The sequence below is a fragment of the Pseudoxanthomonas sp. OG2 genome, assembly GCF_014192765.1.
In the GTDB taxonomy this organism is placed as follows: domain Bacteria; phylum Pseudomonadota; class Gammaproteobacteria; order Xanthomonadales; family Xanthomonadaceae; genus Pseudoxanthomonas_A; species Pseudoxanthomonas_A beigongshangi.
The window spans coordinates 409,218-430,111 of the sequence record NZ_JACHYM010000001.1; the positions used below are offsets into that span (position 1 = coordinate 409,218).

Annotated in this window: 20 protein-coding genes and 1 pseudogene; 20 read left to right on the plus strand and 1 reads right to left on the minus strand. The window is 69.0% G+C overall.

What is annotated here, in order from left to right; genetic code table 11:
* Positions 1-3: 3 nt before the first annotated feature.
* The 4 genes from fliO to fliR all read left to right on the plus strand — a co-directional run bounded on the left by fliO (position 4) and on the right by fliR (position 2,531).
* Entirely contained in the window at positions 4-408 is a 405-nt protein-coding gene (gene fliO / locus FHW78_RS01815) for a flagellar biosynthetic protein FliO (protein WP_183636947.1), read from the plus strand.
* A gap of 2 nt (positions 409-410) precedes the next feature.
* Entirely contained in the window at positions 411-1,229 is an 819-nt protein-coding gene (fliP, locus tag FHW78_RS01820) for a flagellar type III secretion system pore protein FliP (RefSeq protein WP_255443128.1), read from the plus strand.
* A gap of 96 nt (positions 1,230-1,325) precedes the next feature.
* Entirely contained in the window at positions 1,326-1,595 is a 270-nt protein-coding gene (locus FHW78_RS01825; protein WP_183636952.1) for a flagellar biosynthetic protein FliQ, read from the plus strand.
* 144 nt (positions 1,596-1,739) lie between these two features.
* Positions 1,740-2,531 (plus strand): flagellar biosynthetic protein FliR, encoded by a 792-nt coding sequence (gene fliR / locus FHW78_RS01830; protein WP_141452584.1) that lies wholly within the window; start codon positions 1,740-1,742, stop codon positions 2,529-2,531.
* A 225-nt stretch (positions 2,532-2,756) separates the two neighbouring features.
* On the opposite strand, the gene FHW78_RS01835 is transcribed toward fliR, so the two are convergent.
* Complete coding sequence (locus FHW78_RS01835; protein WP_183636954.1) at positions 2,757-3,611, minus strand: LysR family transcriptional regulator; 855 nt, start codon at positions 3,609-3,611, stop codon at positions 2,757-2,759.
* Between the two features lie 143 nt (positions 3,612-3,754).
* Between FHW78_RS01835 and FHW78_RS01840 the strand changes: the two genes are divergently transcribed.
* The 16 genes and pseudogenes from FHW78_RS01840 (at position 3,755) to FHW78_RS01915 (ending at position 20,870) form a co-directional block, all read left to right on the plus strand.
* Positions 3,755-4,522 (plus strand): hypothetical protein, encoded by a 768-nt coding sequence (locus tag FHW78_RS01840; protein WP_183636956.1) that lies wholly within the window; start codon positions 3,755-3,757, stop codon positions 4,520-4,522.
* Between the two features lie 286 nt (positions 4,523-4,808).
* Positions 4,809-5,789, plus strand: coding sequence for a GGDEF domain-containing protein (locus FHW78_RS01845; protein WP_183636958.1), 981 nt, complete (start codon positions 4,809-4,811; stop codon positions 5,787-5,789).
* Positions 5,790-6,014: 225 nt separating this feature from the next.
* Complete coding sequence (gene flhB / locus FHW78_RS01850; protein WP_183636960.1) at positions 6,015-7,145, plus strand: flagellar biosynthesis protein FlhB; 1,131 nt, start codon at positions 6,015-6,017, stop codon at positions 7,143-7,145.
* Positions 7,142-9,223 carry a flagellar biosynthesis protein FlhA gene (flhA, locus tag FHW78_RS01855; RefSeq protein WP_183636962.1) on the plus strand — a complete coding sequence of 694 codons (2,082 nt, stop codon included), beginning with the start codon at positions 7,142-7,144 and terminating at the stop codon, positions 9,221-9,223. Before flhB ends, flhA begins: the two co-directional genes overlap by 4 nt.
* A 165-nt stretch (positions 9,224-9,388) precedes the next feature.
* Complete coding sequence (flhF, locus tag FHW78_RS01860) at positions 9,389-10,918, plus strand: flagellar biosynthesis protein FlhF (protein WP_183636965.1); 1,530 nt, start codon at positions 9,389-9,391, stop codon at positions 10,916-10,918.
* Between the two features lie 55 nt (positions 10,919-10,973).
* Positions 10,974-11,786, plus strand: a pseudogene (locus tag FHW78_RS01865) (MinD/ParA family protein); the annotation flags it as partial.
* The gene (locus tag FHW78_RS01870) at positions 11,783-12,529 is read left to right on the plus strand and encodes an RNA polymerase sigma factor FliA (protein WP_183636968.1); all 747 of its coding nucleotides are present in this window, start codon (positions 11,783-11,785) and stop codon (positions 12,527-12,529) included. The pseudogene FHW78_RS01865 and the gene FHW78_RS01870, both read left to right, overlap by 4 nt.
* A gap of 349 nt (positions 12,530-12,878) precedes the next feature.
* Positions 12,879-13,259, plus strand: coding sequence for a chemotaxis response regulator CheY (cheY, locus tag FHW78_RS01875; RefSeq protein ID WP_141452861.1), 381 nt, complete (start codon positions 12,879-12,881; stop codon positions 13,257-13,259).
* The gene (locus FHW78_RS01880) at positions 13,259-13,873 is read left to right on the plus strand and encodes a protein phosphatase CheZ (protein ID WP_183636970.1); all 615 of its coding nucleotides are present in this window, start codon (positions 13,259-13,261) and stop codon (positions 13,871-13,873) included. Before cheY ends, FHW78_RS01880 begins: the two co-directional genes overlap by 1 nt.
* A gap of 38 nt (positions 13,874-13,911) precedes the next feature.
* Positions 13,912-15,762 carry a chemotaxis protein CheA gene (locus FHW78_RS01885; RefSeq protein ID WP_183636972.1) on the plus strand — a complete coding sequence of 617 codons (1,851 nt, stop codon included), beginning with the start codon at positions 13,912-13,914 and terminating at the stop codon, positions 15,760-15,762.
* A 357-nt stretch (positions 15,763-16,119) separates the two neighbouring features.
* Entirely contained in the window at positions 16,120-16,860 is a 741-nt protein-coding gene (locus FHW78_RS01890; protein ID WP_183636974.1) for a flagellar motor protein, read from the plus strand.
* 12 nt (positions 16,861-16,872) lie between these two features.
* Complete coding sequence (gene motD / locus FHW78_RS01895) at positions 16,873-17,841, plus strand: flagellar motor protein MotD (protein WP_183636976.1); 969 nt, start codon at positions 16,873-16,875, stop codon at positions 17,839-17,841.
* Complete coding sequence (locus FHW78_RS01900; protein ID WP_183636978.1) at positions 17,841-18,623, plus strand: ParA family protein; 783 nt, start codon at positions 17,841-17,843, stop codon at positions 18,621-18,623. The genes motD and FHW78_RS01900 overlap by 1 nt, the downstream gene beginning before the upstream one ends.
* Positions 18,620-19,882 carry a chemotaxis protein CheW gene (locus tag FHW78_RS01905; RefSeq protein WP_183636980.1) on the plus strand — a complete coding sequence of 421 codons (1,263 nt, stop codon included), beginning with the start codon at positions 18,620-18,622 and terminating at the stop codon, positions 19,880-19,882. Before FHW78_RS01900 ends, FHW78_RS01905 begins: the two co-directional genes overlap by 4 nt.
* 314 nt (positions 19,883-20,196) lie before the next feature.
* Positions 20,197-20,508 (plus strand): STAS domain-containing protein, encoded by a 312-nt coding sequence (locus FHW78_RS01910; protein ID WP_183636982.1) that lies wholly within the window; start codon positions 20,197-20,199, stop codon positions 20,506-20,508.
* A complete protein-coding gene (locus FHW78_RS01915; RefSeq protein WP_183636985.1) occupies positions 20,505-20,870 on the plus strand; it encodes a response regulator in 366 nt (121 codons plus the stop codon). The genes FHW78_RS01910 and FHW78_RS01915 overlap by 4 nt, the downstream gene beginning before the upstream one ends.
* Positions 20,871-20,894 lie beyond the last annotated feature (24 nt).

Below are 20,894 nucleotides of genomic sequence, written 5' to 3' on the forward strand. Positions count from 1 at the left end.
TCCATGTCGTTTCCGCTTCCCCTGATCGCCGCCGCCGCCACGGCCGCCGCACCCGCGCAGAAGATTGGCCACGCCGCGCCGGCCACGCCCGGCATCGGCGGCGCGCTGGTCGGCCTGATCCTGGTATTGGGCCTGATCCTCGGCCTGGCCTGGCTGCTCAAGCGCCTGCCCGGTGCCGGCCTGGGCCTGCGCCCGAACGATCAGCTGCGGATCGTCACCAGCCTGTCGGTCGGCACCAAGGAACGCCTGCTGGTGGTCGAGGTGGGCGGCGAACAACTGCTGCTGGGCGTGAGCCCGGGCGGCATCGCCCACCTGCATCGCCTGCCCGAACCGCTGCCGCCGGTGCCGGTGCAACCCCTGCCCAACTTCGCCGAACTGCTGGCCAAGCGCCTGCGCAAAGAGAAATGATGATGCGTCGCCTGTTGCCCTTCCTGCTGTGCCTGTGGCTGCTGGCCGCGCCCGTGCTGGCGTTCGCGCAGAACGCGCAGGCCGCCGCTCCCGCCAACGCCACGGCCGCCACCGCGCCAGCGGCGCCCACGCCGCCGGGCAAGCCGACCCTGCCCACGCTGCCGGACGTCAACGTCGGCCAGATTGGCGATCGCAACGTCAGCCTGCCGTTGCAGACGCTGCTGCTGATGACGGCGATCACCCTGATCCCGTCGATTCTGCTGGCGATGACCGCGTTCACCCGCATCATCATCGTGCTGGGCCTGCTGCGGCAGGCCTTGGGCACCGGCCAGACCCCGTCCAACCAGGTGCTGGTGGGGCTGGCGCTGTTCCTGACCATGCTGGTGATGATGCCGGTCGGCGAGAAAGCCTGGGCGCAGGGCATGGCGCCGTATCTCGACGGCCAGATCGACTTCGCCACCGCCTGGACCCTGACCACCGGTCCGCTGCGCGACTTCATGCTGGCGCAGGTGCGCGAAACCGACCTGATGACCTTCGCCGGCATGGCTGGCCATGCCAGCTACGCGAGTCCGGCCGACGTGCCGTTCCCGATCGTGGTCGCCTCCTTCATGACCAGCGAACTGAAGACCGCGTTCGAAATCGGCTTCCTGATCTTCATCCCCTTCGTGATCATCGACCTGGTCGTGGCCAGCGTGCTGATGTCGATGGGCATGATGATGCTCTCGCCGATGCTGGTCTCGGCCCCCTTCAAGATCCTGCTGTTCGTGCTGGTCGACGGCTGGGTCTTGATCGTCGGCTCGCTGGCGGCGAGCTTCAACTGAGTGGGATTCGGGATTGGGGATTCGGGATTCGCAAGAGCCGAAGCGCCTTTCCCAATCCCCAATCCCCAATCCCCAATCCCCAATCCCGGCACCCAAATGACTCCCGAAACCGCATTGACCGAACTGCGTGGCGGCCTTGAAATCGCGCTGTGGGTGGGTGGGCCGCTCTTGCTGGTGGTGCTGGTCGTCGGCGTGGTGATTGGCGTGATCCAGGCGGCGACGCAGTTGAACGAGCCGACCATCGCGTTCGTCGCCAAGGCCATCGCGCTGACGGCGGCGCTGTTCGCCACCGGCAGCTATCTGATGGGCACGCTGGTGGAGTACACCACGGCGCTGTTCCAGCGCTTGCCGCATCTGATTGGGTGAGGCGGTGGCGACGGTTGGCCAGGCATCGCGGGGGAATCCCCCCCTGCCCCCCCTTTTTCAAAGGGGGGAATGTCCGGGTGCCGTTCTGGTTTTTCCACGGTGGCGGCCTGCCGAATGTGTTGACAACCCGGCGGGGATGCGCGGATGAATGCCGCCACCCAGATGGTCATCGATGGGCAGCAGGCGTTCGGCCTGATCACCACGCTGCTGTGGGTGATGCTGCGCACCGGCGCCATGCTGATGGCGATGCCGCTGGTCGGTACCCGCGCGGTGCCGGTACGGGTGCGGGTGATCCTGGCCGGCGCGCTGTCGCTGGCACTGGCGCCGATGCTGCCGTCGCCACCCACCCAGATCGCCTTCGATTCGGCCAACGTGCTGACCGCCGCGCGCGAGCTGGCGGTCGGCGCCTGCATCGGCTTCCTGCTGCGACTGGCGTTCGAGGCCGGCGCGCTGGCGGGTGAACTGATCTCGCAGGGCACCGGCCTGGCCTTCGCGCAGATGTCGGATCCGCTGCGCGGCGTGAATTCCGGCGTGGTCGGCCAGTGGTTCTACCTGGCCTTCGGGCTGGTGTTCTTCACTCTCAACGGGCATCTGGCGCTGGTGGCGCTGCTGGTCGACAGCTACCACTCGCTGCCGATCGGGACCGCGTTGCCGGACCCGCAGGCGGTGTTGCAGGTCGCACCGGCGTTCTTCATGCAGATCCTGCGCGCGGCCCTGAGCCTGGCGTTGCCCGTGATGGTGGCGATGCTGGCGGTGAATCTGGCGTTCGGTGTGCTGGGCCGCGCGGCGCCGGCGCTCAATCCGATCCAGTTGGGCCTGCCGACCGCGTTGTTGCTGGGGTTGTTCCTGCTGGCGCTGTTGTCGGGTGAACTCGGGCCGCCGGTGCAGCGCATCTTCGACCAGACCTTCGACGCCGCGCGACAGCTGACACCGTAGAGCGGAGCTCGCTCCGCTGCCCTGGCCTTTGCCTTCTTCCTTTAGGCGTCATTGATATCGGACGCTGCCACGCGTGATTGCCAGGGGCGATTCGCCCTGGCGCGTTTGCGTCGGGGGCTTGGGAACCCAGGCAAAAAACAGAGCGTGAGCAGCGGAGCAAGCTCCGCTCTACGTGGAGGAACGGCGGCGATGTCCAGCGGGCGACATGATGGCGAAAGCCACCGTCTACGCCGCCGCCCTGCGCAGCAACGCGGCGTCTTCGCTGCGCAAATCCCGCTCCCGTCCGATCAGGTGCACCTCGTTCAAGCACGGCTTGGACAACCGGTGCACGCGCACCCGCGAGCGGTAGGCGCTGCCCAGCGCCGAATCCAGCGGGACGATCGACCATCCGCGTCCCTGTGCCACGCTCTCCAGCGCTTCTTCCAGTTCGTCGAAATGATCGCTGCGGTGCCAGCGCGCCGGCAGCGGCAACTGCTGGCTTTCGAACCAGCGGAAGAACACGTAGTCGAATTCCTCGTAGGTCACGAACGGCAGCGAGGCGATCTGCGCGGCGCGGGGCGTCGCGCGACGTGCCTTGGGGCCGACCAGCGCCAGTTCCTCTTCGCCCAGCGGCACCGAGGCGATGCCGGCGGTCACCAGCGGACGATAGCTCACGCCCAGCGCCACCCGTCCGGTTTCCAGCAAGGCCAGCACCTGGCTGGCGGTGCGGAACAGCACTTCCAGCGGGCGCTCGGGCGGCAGCAGCGACAGCAGCCGCGGCACCAGCCGATAGCGGCCGAAGCCGGACACGCAGGCGATCCGCATCGGTTCGGCGGCGACGTCCTCGCGCACGTTCTGCCAGGCCTGGCCCAGATCCAGGTAGGCGCGCTCGATCGAGGCGGCCAGCACCCGCCCGCGCGGGGTCAGCACCAGCCGGCTGCCGCTGCGCCGGAACAGCGGCGTGCCGAGTTGGCGTTCGAGCTGCTGCAGGTCGTAGGTCACCGCCGAGGGCGATTTGTGCAGGCTGCGCGCGGCGGCGTTGACGCCGCCCTCGGCGACCACGGTACGGAATACGGCCAGGCGGCGGAAATCGGGAAGCATCGGCCGGAGGAAAGCGGAGGAACGCCGATGGTAAGCCGGGCGCGAGCATTCCATGTCATCGAATGGCGACGCCGGGATTTGAAATGGCCGGTGGCGCGCGCCCGGCCTAGGCTGTCGCCATTCCCCTTCGCCGGATGCCCGTCATGCGATTCCTGTCCGCCTGCCTGCTGCTGGCTGCGCTGTTGCCCACCGCCCACGCCGCTTCCGCCGCCAGTCCGGCGGTGTCCACCCGCGACAGCGGCGATGCCGTCCATCTGTTCGGTTACTGGACCAGGCCCGGCCAGCGTGAAGCCTTCGACGAGGGTTATCGCCGCCATCTGGCGTGGCACCGGCAGGCGGGAGATCCGCTGGTGTGGTACGGCTGGTATGTCAGCGACGGCAAGCGCGCCGGGATGTTCGTCGATGGCAGTTTCGGCGCGCCGTTCGCGGCGTTCGACCGGCGCGTCGATCCGGCCGGCGACGGTGCCGACGCCGCGCGCAACGTCACCCCGTTCGTGGAACCGGCGCTGCGCGCCAGCTACCGTTTGCGCCGGGATCTGAGCAGCGGCTTCCCGCTGGAACGCTGGCAGCCTTCGCCACGCCTGCTGGTGACCCGCTACGTGGTCCGGCCCGGCGCACGCGCGGCGTTCGAGCGGGCGGTCCGCCTCGCCCGGACGGCGCTGCCGGCCGATGCGCCCGCGCACAGCTGGTACGAGCCGGTCAGTGGCGACGCGCCCGGCTATCTGCATCTGGTCGCGCTGCGCGCCTGGCAGGACCATGACCGCGGCGACGGCAGCCTGGACGCCCTGCTCGCCCGATCCTCCGATCCACAGGCGGCGGACGCGGCCGCCGCGCTGGCCACCGCGGTGCTGTCGGCGGAAACCGAGACCTGGGAATACCGCGCCGACCTGAGCCTGATTCCCGCCCGCTGAACCGCCGGCTCCTTCCTGTGGGAGCGACGTCAGTCGCGATTCGGGATGCCGGCCACCCTTCGCGACTGACGTCGCTCCCACAGGGACGGTCCATCTTGCGGTGGGTGGCGCGGACATGTCGGGGGTCCGGTCGCGACTGACGTCGCTCCTACGAGGGCTATCCGGCGGGTTGGCAACGATTCCTTGACGGGTTTCACCCGCAGTCGGAATTCCGGCACTAGACTTGCATCGGGAAAGACGACGAAATCACGATGCCGGCGCCACCGGGCGCCAGACCCTGACCGGGATGACCCCAAAGAACCGCGACATCCGCCTGGAACTGATCACCCTGCTGGGCGTGACCACGACCGTGGTGATCGCCGCCTTCGCGGCTTACCGCTGGCTGCACGGCGATTTCCTGGCGCTGGCGGTGGATGGGGTGATCGCCGCGGCGATTTTCGGCGTGGTGGTCTATGCCCGGAACAGCGGCAACAGCGCGCGCGCCGGCGACCTGCTGTGCCTGCTCAATTCCAGCGCCTGCCTGCTGGCCGTCTGGCTGATCGGCCCGATCGCCATGACCTGGCTCTATCTGGTCCTGCTGACCAACTTCTTCCTCGCCGACCGCCGGCTGGCGCTGGGCGCGGGCCTGGTGATGCTGGCGGTGCTGTGCCTGCTGCCGGGCGTGTTCCCGGACGTGTTCCATGCGGTGTCCACCCTGGTGACGGCCGCGCTGACCGCGCTGTTCTCCTACATCTTCGCCACCCGCAGCCAGGACGACCGGGTCGAGTTGCAGGAACTGGCCTCGCTGGACGCGCTGACCAACGTGCCCAACCGGCGGATGATGGAGCGCGCGCTCACCCACGCGGTGGAACAGCAGACGCTGGGGCGCGGGCGATACGGCCTGATCGTGCTGGACCTGGACCACTTCAAGGAGGTCAACGACCTCTACGGCCACGCCGCGGGCGACGACGCCATCGCCGATCTGGCCTCGATCCTGCGTTTCGAGATGCGCAAGGACGACCAGGTCTACCGGTTCGGCGGCGAGGAGTTCGTGGTGCTGCTGAAAGTCTCCAGCCGCGACGAGCTGGAATCGGCCACCGAGCGCCTGCGCAAGGCGGTACGCGCTTCCCTGCGCGGGCCGGGCGGACGCATCACCATCTCGCTCGGTGGCGCCCTGCTCGGCCATGAACGCGACTGGCACGACTGGTTCTCGCGCGCCGACGCCGCCCTGTACCGGGCCAAGTCCAACGGCCGCGACAGCTACGTGATCGCCGAAGACCTGTTCTGACCTGCCGCGGCGATCGCGAACGGTTCGTTTGGACCGGGTAGGAGCGGCCTCCGGCCGCGAGCTTTTCAGGGGCGCGCGTGGATGGCGGGAGAAGCTCGCGGCCGTAGGCCGCTCCTACCCGGTTGTTCGGAGAAAACGACATCGTGAACGGGGCGACGCCCGTTTCCCGTCGCCGGACTGGAACGGGACTTGCAGCGTGGTGGTCGGTTTTCCCGACGCAGCGCCATGGCCGAACAGGACGAAAGCGGCGAACGCACAGAACAGCCCAGTGAAAAACGCCTGCGCGAAGCCCGCGAACAGGGCAACATCCCGCGTTCGCGCGAACTGGCGACGGCGGCGGTGTTCGGTGCCGGCGTGGTCGCGCTGCTGACCATGGCCATGCCGCTGGCGCGCGGCTCGCTGGGCTGGATGAAGATCGCGCTCAGCCCGGATCCGCAGCTGTTCAAGCACCCGGACCAGTTGTTCGGCCACGTCGGCAGCCTGCTGCTGCAACTGCTGTGGGTGATGCTGCCGATGATCGGATTGTGCCTGCTGGCCGGCTTCCTCGGCCCGGTACTGATGGGCGGACTGCAATTCTCCAGCAAGGCGCTGACACCGGATCTGAAGCGACTCAGCCCGATGGCCGGGCTCAAGCGCCTGTACGGCGCCGAGAGCGTGGCGGAACTGCTCAAGTCGCTGCTGCGCGTGGCCTTCATCGGCCTGGCCGCGGGCCTGAGCCTGAAGCTGGGCCTGAATTCCCTGCGCGAGCTGCTGACCATGCCGCTGGAGCAGGCCGTGCGCACCGGCATGGGCTTCGCCGGCGGCCTGCTGCTGGCCTGCGCCGGCGCGCTGGCGCTGCTGGCGGCCATCGACGCGCCGTACCAGAAGTGGAACTGGATGCGGAAGCTGAAGATGACCCGCCAGGAGTTGCGCGAGGAACTGAAGGAAAGCGAAGGCCGGCCGGAAGTGAAGGGCCGGATCCGGCAGATGCAGCACCAGCTGTCGCAGCGCCGGATGATCGAGGAGGTGCCGACCGCCGACGTCATCGTGGTCAACCCGACCCACTACGCGGTGGCGCTGAAGTACGAGGCCGGCCAGATGGGCGCGCCGCGGGTGGTCGCCAAGGGCGTGGACGAAATCGCCCTGCGCATCCGCGAGGTCGCCGAGGCGCACCGGGTCGCCATCGTGTCGGCGCCGCCACTGGCACGCGCCTTGTATCGCGAAGGGCAACTCGGCCGGGAGATCCCCGTGAGACTGTATACCGCCGTCGCCCAGATCCTGTCCTACGTCTACCAGTTGCGCGCCTGGCGCGACGGCACCGTGGCCGAGCATCCGGACCTGCCGGCGGTGGACGTGGATGAGGGCAAGCCGGCATGAGCGCGGTGCCCAGCCCCACCTCCCGGGTGATGGACATGCTGCGCCACGGCCTGGGCGCGCCGCTGGTCGTGCTGGCGATGCTGGCGATGGTGATCGTCCCGCTGGCGCCGCCGGTGCTGGACGCGCTCTTCAGTTTCAACATCGCCATTTCGCTGGTGGTGCTGCTGGCGGTGGTCTACGTGCGGCGGCCGCTCGACTTCACCATCTTCCCGATCGTGCTGCTGATGACCACGATGCTGCGGCTGGCGCTCAACGTGGCCTCCACCCGCGTGGTGCTGTTGCACGGCCAGGACGGCCATGGCGCGGCCGGCAAGGTCATCGAGGCGTTCGGCGAATTCGTGGTCGGCGGCAATTTCGCGGTCGGCCTGGTGGTGTTCGCGATCCTGACCATCATCAACTTCGTGGTCATCACCAAGGGCGCCGGGCGCATCTCGGAAGTGTCGGCGCGCTTCATCCTCGACGCGATGCCCGGCAAGCAGATGGCGATCGACGCCGACCTCAACGCCGGCCTGCTGACCCGCGAGGAAGCCAAGGCCCGGCGCGAGGAAGTGCGCGAGGAAGCCGACTTCTACGGCGCGATGGACGGCGCCAGCAAGTTCATCCGCGGCGACGCCATCGCCGGCATCCTGATCCTCTTCATCAACCTGGTCGGCGGCCTGGCGATCGGCGTGCTCCAGCACGGCCTGCCGGTCGGCGAGGCGGCCAAGATCTATACCCTGCTGTCGATCGGCGACGGCCTGGTGGCGCAGTTGCCGGCGCTGCTGGTGTCCTCGGCGGTGGCGATGCTGGTCACCCGCGCCTCGCGCGCGCAGGACATGGGCAACGCGATGGTTGGCCAGGTGTTCGGCCAGCACAAGGCGCTGGCGGTGGCCGCCAGCCTGATCGGCGTGGTCGGGCTGGTCCCGGGCATGCCCAATGTCGTGTTTTTGACGCTGGCCGCGGTGCTGGGCTACATCGCCTGGAAGCTGTGGAAGAAACAGCAGCCCGGCGCCGGCGGCGAAAGCGCCGCGGGCGCCGATCCCGCCCTGCCCGCGCCGTCCAACCCGCAGGCCGAACTGACCTGGGATGAAGTGCGTCCGGTGGACCCGCTGGGCCTGGAAGTCGGCTACCGGCTGATTCCGCTGGTGGACAAGGCCCAGGGCGGCGAACTGATGTCGCGGATCAAGGCGGTGCGCCGCAAGCTCACCCAGGATCTGGGCTTCCTGATTCCGCCGGTGCATATCCGCGACAACCTGGAACTGCCGTCCAACGGCTACCGCCTGCTGGTGCATGGCGTGCCGGTGGCCACCGCCGAGATTCATCCGGATCGCGAACTGGCGCTGGATCCCGGCGGCGCGTTCGGCACCCTCGACGGCATTCCAGGGCGCGACCCCGCGTTCGGCCTGGACGCCACCTGGATCACGCCGGGCCAGCATGCGATGGCCGAATCGCTGGGCTACACCGTGGTCGATGCCTCGACCGTGGTCGCCACCCACCTGTCGCACCTGGTGCGCGAGCACGCGCCGGAACTGCTGGGGCACGAGGAGGTGCAGCAACTGCTCGCCAACCTCGGCAAGACCGCGCCCAAGCTGGTCGAGGATCTGACGCCCAAGACGCTCACCCTGTCCACGGTCGTGCGGGTGCTGCAGAACCTGCTGATCGAGCGCGTGCCGATCCGCCAGTTGCGCCGGATCGTCGAGGCGCTGGTCGAGTTCGGTCCGCAGAACCCGGATCCGGCCGCGCTCACCGCCGCCGTGCGTACCTCGCTGGGTCGTTTCATCGTCCAGGAAATCTCCGGCATGGCGCCGGAGCTTCCCGTCTACACCCTGGCGCCACAACTGGAACGTGTCTTGCAGGACAGCGTGCAGGGCACCGGCGCCGCGCTGGAACCCGGCCTGGCCGAACGGCTCCACCAGAGCCTGGCCGACTGCGTCGCCCAGCAGGACGCGCGCAGCGAGCCGGCGGTGGTGCTGGTCCCCGGCGGCGTCCGCGCCGCGCTGGCCCGGCTGGTCCGCCACAGCGTCCCCACGCTGTCGGTCCTGTCCTACAGCGAAGTCCCGGAGGACAAGCGGTTGAAGCTGGTGGGGACGATTAGTTGAGGCGACGGGATTGGGGATTGGGGATTCGCAAAAGCGGGTTCATGACGGGGATGCAGCGATGAAGACGAACACGACACGACCTAGATATCCAATCACCTCGAACGGCTTGCCGTCGCCTTGCTTTACCCAATCCCGAATCCCGTATCCCCAATCCCGGCCTCTCAAATGAAAATCAAACGTTTCGTCGCTCCCGACATGCGCACCGCCTTCGCGCTGGTCCGGCAGGAACAGGGGCCGGATGCGGTGATCCTGTCCAATCGCATGACCGACGACGGCGTCGAGATCGTGGCGGCCTCCAACTACGACGAGACGCTGGTGCAGCGCACGCTGGAGGCAATGCGTCCGGCCGAACCGGCGCCTTCGTTCGCGCGCGCCGCGCCGTCCGCATCCGCATCCGTGTCCGCCGAACCACGCGCCGCCGCCAACCGCCAGGCGACGGAGATGTCGCCGGCCGAAGCGGCTGCGGCCTACTTCAACCGGGTCGCCGCGGCGGCGCCCATCGAATCGCGCGTGGCCGAGGAGTCGCGCGCCCCGGTCGAGCCGCCGTCGGCGTTCATCGCGCCGGCGCCCTCGTTCGCGCGGGAAATTCCGGCCGAGCCGTCCGCGCCCGCCGCCTTCGCGCTGGATCCGATGTCGTTCGCCGCGCGCCTGGCCGCGAGCCTGCCGGCGGTGCCGGCGGAACTGTCCACGGCGGCGCCGGCCCCCGCCACGCCCGTCGCCGCTCCGCAGCCGGAAGCCGTCGCGCCGGTGCTGAGCGTGGTCGCCGACAACGGCGCGCGCGCCCGCGCCGAGGACGAGCAACTGGTGCAGATGCGCGCCGAACTGGCGGCGATGCGCGAGATGATCGAAGGCGAGATGCACCGCCTCACCGACGAACGCCTGCGCGGTTCGCCGGTGCGCGCGCAGGCGATGGAACTGATGGACGACTACGGCTTCGACGCCGGCATCACCCGCGACGTTGCCCTGCAGATTCCCGCCGATACCGAACTGCATCGCGGGCGCGGCCTGATGCTGGGCCTGCTCTCGCGCCGGCTGCCGATCCTGCCGGTGGATCCGCTGGAACAGGGCGGCGTGATCGCCCTGGTCGGCCCGACCGGCGCCGGCAAGACCACCACCATCGCCAAGCTGGCCGCGGCCTATGCCGATCGCCACAACCCGCGCGACGTGGCCCTGGTCACCACCGACACCGTGCGCGTCGGCGGCCGCGAACAGTTGCACAGCTACGGCCGCCAGCTCGGCATCGCCGTGCACGAGGCCGACAGCGACGTGCGCCTGGCGCAGACCCTGGAACGCCTGCGCGACTACAAGCTGGTGCTGATCGACACCGCCGGCATGGGCCAGCGCGATCGCAACCTGGTCGGCCAGCTCAACTGGCTGCGCGCCGCCGGGCAGGTGCATACCCTGCTGGTGCTGCCGGCCAATTCGCACTTCGGCGACCTGGACGAGGTGGTCCGCCGCTTCAGCGGCGCCCAGCCGCACGGCGTGGTGCTGACCAAGGTGGACGAGACCGGCCGGCTCGGCAGCGCGCTGTCGGTGATCGTCGATCACCAGTTGCCGATGGCCTGGATCACCGACGGACAGCGCGTGCCCGAAGACCTGCACCGCGCCAGCGCGCCCAACCTGGTGCTGCGCCTGGACCAGCTGCGCCGCGAAGCCGACGAACCCAGCCACGCGGAGGCCATCCATGTCGCATGAACACCTGCTGCAGACCAACCCGCGCAGCACGCCGCCGCTGACCGGCGCCTTCCATCCGGTCCGCGTGATCGCGGTGACCGGCGGCAAGGGCGGCGTGGGCAAGACCAACGTGTCGGTCAACCTGGCCGCCTCGCTGGCCGAGATGGGCAAGCGGACCCTGCTGATGGACGCCGACCTGGGCCTGGCCAACGTCGACGTGCTGCTGGGCCTGGCGCCGAAATACACATTGGCGGATCTGGTCGCCGAACGCTGCCAGTTGGAGGACGTGCTGCTGGAAGGACCGGACGGCCTGCTGATCGTGCCGGCCTCGTCGGGTTTCCGGCACATGGCCGAACTCTCGCCGGCCGAACACGTCGGCCTGGTCAACGTGTTCTCGGAACTGCAGCGCGCCCTGGACGTGATGGTGGTGGATACCGCCGCCGGCATCACCGACAGCGTACTGACCTTCTGCCAGGCCGCGCAGGACACGGTGGTGGTGGTGTGTGACGAGCCGGCCTCGATCACCGACGCCTATGCGCTGATCAAGGTGCTCTCGCGCGAGCGCGGCGTGGACCGCGTGCACGTCATCGCCAACATGGTCCGCGACCCCAACGAGGGCCGCAAGCTGTACGAGAAGCTGGCCCGCGTGTGCGAACGTTTCCTCGGCGACGTCGCCCTGCACTATCTGGGGGCGGTGCCGCAGGACGACTGGCTGCGCCGCGCGGTGCAGCGCCAGCAGGCGGTGGTGAAGGCGTATCCGGGCAGTCCGTCGGCGCGCGCCATCAACGAGATCGCCCGGGTCACCGCACGCTGGCAGCCGCCTTCCGGCGCCCGGGGCAATGTCGAGTTCTTCGTCGAACGCATGATCAACCGGAGCGTGCCAGCATGAACACCGGCGCCGCCCAATACCGTGCCGTCCAGAAAGCGGCGGCCACCGACTTCGTCACGGTGCACGCGGACCTGGTCCGCCGCATCGCCCATCACCTGGCCGCGCGCCTGCCCGCCAGCGTGGAGATCGACGATCTGATCCAGGCCGGCATGATTGGCCTGCTGGAAGCCTCGCGCAGCTACGACGCCGAACAGGGCGCCTCGTTCGAGACCTTCGCCTCGATCCGCATCCGCGGTTCGATGATCGACGAGATCCGCCGCGGCGACTGGGTGCCGCGCTCGGTGCACCGGCGGGCCCGCCAGGCCGCCGCCACCGTGCGCGAAATCGAACAGCGCACCGGCCGCGCCGCCATCGCCACCGAGGTCGCGTCGGCGATGGAGATGCCGCTGCCCGAATACCTGCGCTTGCTGGAGGACGCCGCCCGCGGCCAGGTGCTGAGCCTGGAATCGCACATCGAGGACCATGGCGAACCGCAGACCGTGGTCACCGGCGGCCCCAACCCGCAGCAACAACTCGAGCGCAGCGAGTTCCGCCAGTCGCTGATCAAGGCCATCGGCCAGCTCCCCGAGCGCGAACAGCTGGTCCTGTCCATGTACTACGAACAGGAACTCAACCTCAAGGAAATCGGCGCCGTCCTCGGCGTCAGCGAATCCCGCGTCTGCCAGATCCACGGCCAGGCCATGCTGCGCCTGCGTGGTCGGCTGAATGTGTTCGAGAGCGTGGATGCCGGGTTGGAGGATTAGGCCGGGATTGGGGAGTCGGGATTGGGGATTCGCAAGAGCCTTTTGCTTTTGCCTCCCCCTTTGAAAAAGGGGGATTGAGGGGGATTTGCTTTGGGCGCCAACAGCAAGCGCTTCTCAACAGCCGAATGGCTGGTCAATCCCCCGTCGCCCGCTCCGCGGGCGCCCGCCCCCTTTTCGCTTTTAACAGCCGCATGGCTGGTCAAGGGGCTCTTTCAATCCCCAATCCCGAATCCCCAATCCCGGCCCCAGCCAATCCCGGCCCAAAAGTTTCCCCGCCACCTGCCGATAAGGCTCTCGAGCCCCCTCTACCCTGCTGCACCCGGAGCCCTTCGTGACAGCCAACAAGAACATGCGGATCCTGATCGTGGACGACTTCTCGACGATGCGCCGCATCATCAAGAACCTCCTCAACGATCTGGGCTACACCAATACCGCCGAGGCCGACGACGGCTCCAGCGCGCTGACCGCGCTGGCCCAGGGCAGTTTCGACTTCGTGGTGACCGACTGGAACATGCCGGGCATGACCGGCATCGAACTGCTCAAGGCCATCCGCGCCGACGATCGCTTCAAGACCCTGCCGGTGCTGATGGTCACCGCCGAGGCCAAGCGCGAGCAGATCATCGAAGCCGCCCAGAACGGCGTGAACGGCTACATCATCAAGCCGTTCACCGCGCAGACCCTGGAAGAGAAACTCGGCAAGATTTTCGAGCGCCTCGGAGCCGCCGCCTGATGGCTGCGGTCATGGAAGCCGGCAGCGCCCGCGCCGCGCTGGTCGAGCGCCTGCAGCACGCGCTGGACGCACTGGAACAGGGCGACGAGGCCGGCTGGCGGCGCGAGCTGGACACCATCGCCGCCTGGCGCACGCAGCCGATGATGCAGGGACTGGGCCGGCTGGCCCGCGAACTGGCGCAGACGCTGGGCGAGCTGCCGCCGACCCACGGTGCCGGCGATCTCGACGACGCCTGCGCGCGCCTGGATCACGTGGTCGCGATGACCGAACAGGCCAGCCACAAGACCCTGGATCTGGCCGAGCAGTGCCGCGGCCTGGCCGACCAGCTCAAGACGACCGCGCTCAGCGCCGAGCAGACCCAGCTGGTGGACCAGATCCGTTCCGGACTGTCGGAAATGGCGCTGGCGCAGAGCTACCAGGATCTCACCGGCCAGATCATCCGCCGCGTCGCCGGCATCGTCCGCCGCGTGCACGAGGGATTCGGCGAACTGGGCCTGCCGCCGCCGGAAAGGAAGAAGGACGACGGCCTGGCCGGTCCCGCGGTGGCGGGCCTGGACAAGGCGGCGTTCTCGCAGGACGACGCCGACGATCTGCTGTCGGGGCTCGGGCTCTAGCCGTCCGCCCACGCATCCCCGCCGATACCGAGCCAGCCATGTCCGCCGTCACGCCCGAAATCGCCGCCGACTTTCTCATCGAGGCCCAGGAAATCCTGGATCGCCTCGGCGAGCAGCTGGTGACGCTGGAACAGGATCCCGGCGACAGCGAACAGCTCAACGCCGTGTTCCGTGGTTTCCATACGCTCAAGGGCGGCGCCGGTTTCCTCGGCATCCAGGCGATGGTGAACCTGTGCCACGCCGCCGAGGAAGCGCTGGGCATGGTCCGCGCCGGCAAGGCGACCCTGGAAGCGGATCATTTCGACGCCGCCCAGCAGTCGCTGGACTGGCTGCAGCGCATGCTCGACGCGGTCGCCGCCGGCGAGGAGCCGCCGCACGCGCCGGCCACGCTGATCGCCCAGTTCGACGTCGATGCCGCGCCCGCGCCGGTCCGCGCTCCGGTGGCCACGCCCGCCGCCGGCGGGAATGATCTGATCACCGACGACGAGTTCGAGGCCCTGCTCGATCAACTGCATGGCGGCGCCACACCGCCTGCCACGGCCGTCGCGCCGGCGGGCGGAGATCTGATCAGCGAGGACGAATTCGAGGCCCTGCTGGATCAACTGCACGGCGGCGCCGTGCCCGGCGCCGCGACCGCCCGCCCTGCGCCCGCTGCCGCGCCCCAGTCCGCGCCGGTACGCCCGCCCGCGCCCGCGCCCGCCCCGGCCTCACCGGTCCGTCCGGCGCGCGCCAGCGAGGCCGAGCAGACCATCCGGGTGGACACCAAGCGGCTGGACGCGATCGTCAATCTGGTCGGCGAACTGGTGCTGTCGCGCAATCGCCTGAAGACCCTGCGCGCACGCCTGCGCGACGAGGAACTGGATCGCGCGGTCAGCGGCCTGGACATCGCCACCGCGCGCTTGCAGAACGCGGTCATGCGCACCCGCATGCAGCCGGTGGGCAAGGTGTTCTCGCGCTTCCCCAAGGTCGCCCGCGACGTCGCCCGCTCGCTCAAGAAGGAAGTCGATCTGGAGCTGATCGGCGCCGATACCGAGCTGGATCGCAACCTCGTCGAGGCCTTGTCCGATCCGCTCGTGCACCTGGTCCGCAACGCCATCGACCACGGCATCGAGCTGCCCGACCTGCGCGAGGCCACGGGCAAGCCGCGCAGCGGCCAGGTACGGCTGGCGGCGCAGCAGGAAGGCGACTACGTCACCATCGAGATCCGCGACGACGGCGCCGGCATCGATCCGGAGCGGCTGCGCGACAAGGCGCTGGAAAAGGGCCTGATCGAACCGGAAGCCGCCGCCCGCCTGTCGCACGACGAATGCCTGCAGCTGATCTTCCTGCCGGGCTTCTCGACCAAGACCGAGATCACCGACATCTCCGGCCGCGGCGTCGGCATGGACGTGGTGCAGTCGCGCATCCGCGAACTCAGTGGACAGATCCAGATCCATTCGCAGCTCGGCCGTGGCAGCCGCTTCCTGATCCGGGTGCCGCTGACCCTGGCGATCCTGCCGACCCTGCTGGTGCAGGCCGGTGATCCGGTCTACGCGCTGCCGCTGGCGCGGGTGATGGAAGTGCTGCACGCGCCGGCCTCCAGCCTGCGCTGGTTCGACGGCCAGGCCGTGCTGGATCGGCAGTCCACCACCCTGCCGCTGGTGGATCTGCGGCGCTGGCTGGGCGTGGAGGCGGTCAAGGCGCCGCTGCTGACCATCGTGGTGCTGCAGATGGGCGACCAGCGCTTCGGCCTGGTCGTGGACCAGGTGCGCGGGCGCGAGGAAGTGGTGATCAAGCCGCTGCCGCGCGCGGTGCGCGGCCTGCGCGGCTATGCCGGCGCGACCCTGATCGGCGATGGCCGCATGGCGCTGATCCTGGACGTCGACGGCCTGCGCGAAGCGGCCGCGTGAATCCGCGCCACCCGCTCCCTTCCCCCGCTCGCGGGGGAAGGTGCCCGAAGGGCGGATGGGGGCAACACGCCCCCCGTAAAGCGGAACACGCTTCGCTGCTTTTCACACACACGAATGCCGCCCCGAAGGAACAGACCGGTCACGGACTCGCGGATTCGTTGCGATGGCAGGAGCTCACGGCCGGAGGCCGCTCCTACCTGGTCCGGCATTGCGGCAAACCTGAAACAAACCGGTAGGAGCGGCCTCCGGCCGCGAGCCCTTCCGCCCCTCAACCGAAAGCCGAACAGACCCCGCTAGCGCACCCGTCCCCCAACCCGCCAACTCAAGTCCGGACCGCCAGCGCCGATACCACTGCATATGGACATCTTCAGCCTCATCGGTCTCATCCTCGCCCTGGTCGCCCTGGTCGGCGGCAGCATCCTCAAGGGTGCCGGCGTGTCGTCGCTGTGGTCCTCGGCGGCTTTCGTCATCGTCATCCTCGGCACCGTCGCGGCCATCCTGGTGCATACGCCGCCGGCGGTGTTCAAGCGCGCGGTGTCGATTGCGCGCTGGGTGATCCGCCCACCGGGCGCCGATCACGACGGGCTCGTCGCGCAGATCGTCGAGTGGAGCAACATCGCCCGCAAGCAGGGCCTGCTGGGGCTGGAGCCGCTGGTCAACGAACAGAGCGATCCGTTCCTGAAGAAGGGCCTGCAGATGCTGGTCGACGGGCTGGAACCGGAGGCCATCCGGCACATGCTGGAAATCGACCTCAACAGCCAGGAGCACCAGGATCTGGCCGCGGCCAAGGTGTTCGAAGCGATGGGCGTGTATGCACCGACGCTGGGCATCATCGGCGCCGTGTTCGGCCTGATAGCGGTGATGAAGAACCTGGCCGACCCGAGCAAGCTGGGCCACGGCATCGCCGCTGCGTTCACCGCCACCATCTACGGCATCGCCTCGGCCAACCTGTTCTTCCTGCCGGTCGCCAGCAAACTCAAGAGCGTGATCGGCGGACAGAGCCGCGAGCGCGAAATGATCATCGAAGGCCTGATCGCGATTGCCCAGGGCGAGAACCCGCGCAACATCGAATCCAAGCTGGCCGGCTTCCTGCACTGATCGGGCACCCGCATGGCACGCCGGAAATCCCACGAGGAACACGTCAACCACGAGGCCTGGGCCATTCCCTACGCCGATCTGATGACGTTGCTGCTGGCCTTCTTCGTGGTCATGTACGCCATCTCCACCCTCAACGAGGGCAAGTACCGGGTGATGGCCGACGCGCTCACCGCCGCGTTCGGCGGCGCGCCGCGCACGATCAATCCGGTCCAGGTCGGCAACCACCAGCTGCAGGGCGCCGATTTCGATCGCCCCTCGCCGATCAAGTCCGGCGCCAAGCAGGGCCCCTCCGCCCCTTCGCCGGCACCCAACGTGACCCTGCTGGCGGCAATGGCCTCGCAGATGAACATGAGCGTGGACGCCAAGGGCATGCAGAACGCCCACCAGCAACTCGACGCCATCGCCGACAACATCGAGAAGGCGCTGGCGCCGCTGGTCGACCAGAAGCTGGTGGTGGTGCGCCGCGCCGAACTCTGGCTGGAAGTGCAGATCAACAGCGACATCCTGTTCGCCACCGGCTCGGCCGCCCTGGAACCGGCCGCGCAGAGCACCGTGTCCAGCCTGGCCGACGTGCTGGCCGGCGTGCCCAACGGCGTGCGCGTGGAAGGCTACACCGACGACCGTCCGATCCGGACCTACCAGTTCCCATCCAACTGGGAACTGTCGGCGGCGCGCGCGGCCAGCGTGGTGCACCTGTTCGTGCGCGACGGCATTCCGCCGGAACGACTGGCGATGATCGGCTACGGCGAGTTCCGTCCGATCGGCGACAACGCCACCGTGGAAGGCCGCAACAGCAACCGCCGGGTATTGCTGGTGATCCTGGCCAGCGAGGGCGAACACGCGCCGGGCGGATCGCTGCCGGCGATCGCCGCCGCACCCGCACTGCCGGCGATCGCGCCGGCCCAGGCCGAAACATTGACGCCCGCGACGGCCGCCGACGCCGACGCGATGGCGCCCACCCTTGAAGGAGGATCCAACTGATGCGCGTGTGGGCAATCGCCAACCAGAAGGGCGGCGTGGGCAAGACCACCACCACCCTGGCGCTGGGCCGTGGCCTGGCGATGCGCGGCCAGCGCGTCCTGCTGATGGATCTGGATCCGCACTCCTCGCTGACCCGCGCCTTCGGCCTGCCCGCCGAGCCGGCACCGGCCGGCGTGCTGGATCTGTTCGACCAGCCGACCGCGGAGCTGGGCCCGCTGGTGCGCGAAACCGGCATCGACAATCTGTCCTTCGTCGCCGCGCAGACCGCGCTGGCCACGCTGGAACGCCGCAGCGCCACCCAGCCCGGACTGGGCATGGCGCTGGCCAACGCGCTGGCGCGCGGCGGCCAGGACTACGACTACGTGCTGTTCGACTGCCCGCCCACGCTCGGCCTGCTGATGGTCAACGCGCTGGCTGCGGCCGATCGCGTGATCATCCCGACCCAGACCGAACCGCTGGCGCTGCATGGCCTCAATGGCATGTGCCGGACCGTGGACATGATCGAACGCTCGCGCCGCCGTCCGCTGCCGGCCTCGGTCCTGCCCACCCTGCACGACAAGCGCACCCGCACCGGCAACGACACCCTGCGGCAGATGCAGGAGACCCATGGCGATCGCGTGTGGGACGACGCCATTCCCAACGACACCCGCATCTGCAGCGTCGATGAACTGGTCAAGCCGCTGTCGGCCGGCCAGTACCCGGGCCGCGGCCTGTCCGCGTACCGCCGCGCGCTCGAGTGGCTGCTGGGCTGCGATCGCGTGCAGATGGAGCAGGCCGCGTGAACGCGCAACCGGCGCTGGACGACTATCTGAGGGATCTGCTGGGCGGCGACGTCGCGCCCGCGATTGCCCCGGCCGTCGCCGCGCCGGCTCCGCCGCAGCCGTTCCTGGCGGTGGTGAATGCACCGGTGCCCGCGCAGGCGGACATCGCGTCGCCGGACATGCCTGCTGGCGTGCCCGCCGTGGTGGCGGAGCTTTCGACGGCCGGCGTGCCACACGATGACGCCGGGGCATTCGATCCGACGCACGAGGAAGTCCTGGAACGCCTGTTGGCGACCACCCGCGGCATCGCCGTGGCCGACGATCCCGACGCCATCCTCGCCCTCCAGCAGGTCGAAGCCGCGCCGGCGATGATTGCACCGGCGACTGCCACCGAGCGCGCGCCCATGATCGTCGAAACCGTGCCTGTCGAGACCGCGGCCATCGAACCTGTCTCCATCGAATCCGAACCGCTCGAAACCCCGTCCGTGGACAGCACACCGGCGGCAGCACCGCCCGCGATGGCGCCGATGGCCGCGGCGGATCTGATTACCGACGACGAATTCGAGGCGCTGCTGGACCAGTTGCACGGCGGCGCGGCGCCCGGCGCACAGGCGCCCGCCGGTGCCGCGACGGCGCAGGCCGAGCCGACTCCGCCCGCGCCAATGTCCGTCGCCGCGGCACCCGCGCCGGCCACCGTTCCGTCCCGACCGGCGCCACCGCCTCCCGCGCGTCCCGCATCTTCGTCGCCCGCCATCCCCGCCTACGCCAAGCCGGTGTTCGACATGCTGCAGAGACAACGCGACGACGAGGACAACGCCCCGGCCAGTTCGCCGCACGGCGAGCGCCGGCGCGCCAGCGACCGCACCACCCGCTGGCTGCGGATGCGCTGCGACGACCAGCACTACGCACTGGAACTGCTGAAGGTGCAGGAAGTCGTCCTGCCGGCCACCCTGCTGCCACTGCGCGGCGCGGCCGCGCACATGCTGGGCGTGATGAACCTGCGCGGCCAGGTCGTGCCGGTGATCGACCTGGGCCTGTACCTGGGACGCGCCGAAATCGTCCCCGACAGCCAGGTACGCATCGTGGTGCTGGAGGAAAACGGCGAAATCCTCGGCCTGCGCGTCTCGGCGGTGGAGGACGTCACCCGCCTCACCGAGCAGCAGATCGAACCACCGGACAACACCCGCATGTGCCGCATCACCCATCCGTTGTTTCGCGGCGTCGCCCGGCTCTCCGGGCGTACGGTGATTTTGCTGGATGCTTCGGAGTTGTTGGGCTGAGGGGCCGGGATTCGGGATGACCGGCCATGCGGCCGTTGAAAGCCGGGATTCGGGATTCGGGATTGGGGATTGGGAAAGCCAAGCTTTTCCTCCCCCTTTGAAAAAGGGGGACCGAGGGGGATTTGCTCTTGGCGCCAAGCAAATCCCCCTTCGACCGCTACGCGCTCGCCCGCCCCTTTTTCCAAAGGGGGCTATCCATGTTCGTTCCCACGGCACATCCCAAGTCGCGACGCACTTCCCACTTTTCCACGCGCCGGCTCAAGACCTGCCCGGTCCGGCCGATACCACGCAGGAACCGACCCATCGGAGCGATGATGAGCGCAGTACCCCTGGGCGCGGACCTCGGCATCGAGGCCGCCAGCGATCTGAAGCAGCAACTGGTGCCGCACCTGGCCCAGCCGCAGCCCTTGCTGCTGGATGCCGGGACCGTGCAACGCGTGCACACCGCCAGCCTGCAGGTGCTGTGCACCTTCTTCCGCGAACGCGAACAGGCCGGCCGCGCCACCGCCTTCGCCGGCAGCAGTCCCGCCTTCCGCGACGCCGCCCGCCTGCTGGGCCTGGCCGATCGGCTGGGTCTTTCCCCTTCCGACAACAACGATTCGAAAACTGTGGAGAACGCCGCATGAGCGCACGTATTTTGGTGGTGGACGATTCGGCCTCGATGCGCCAGATGGTCGCCTTCGCCCTGACTTCCGCCGGATACGCCGTGGACGAGGCCGAGGACGGCCAGGTCGCCCTGGGCCGCGCGCAGGGACAGCGTTTCAATGCGGTGGTCACCGACGTCAACATGCCGAACATGGATGGCATCGCACTGATCCGCGCCCTGCGCGGGCTGCCCGACTACAAGTTCACCCCGCTGCTGATGCTCACCACCGAATCGGCCGCCGACAAGAAGGCCGAGGGCAAGGCCGCTGGCGCGACCGGCTGGCTGGTCAAGCCGTTCAATCCGGAACAACTGGTCGCCACCATCCAGAAAGTCCTGGGCTGATCCGCGCCCGCTTCCGACGACTCC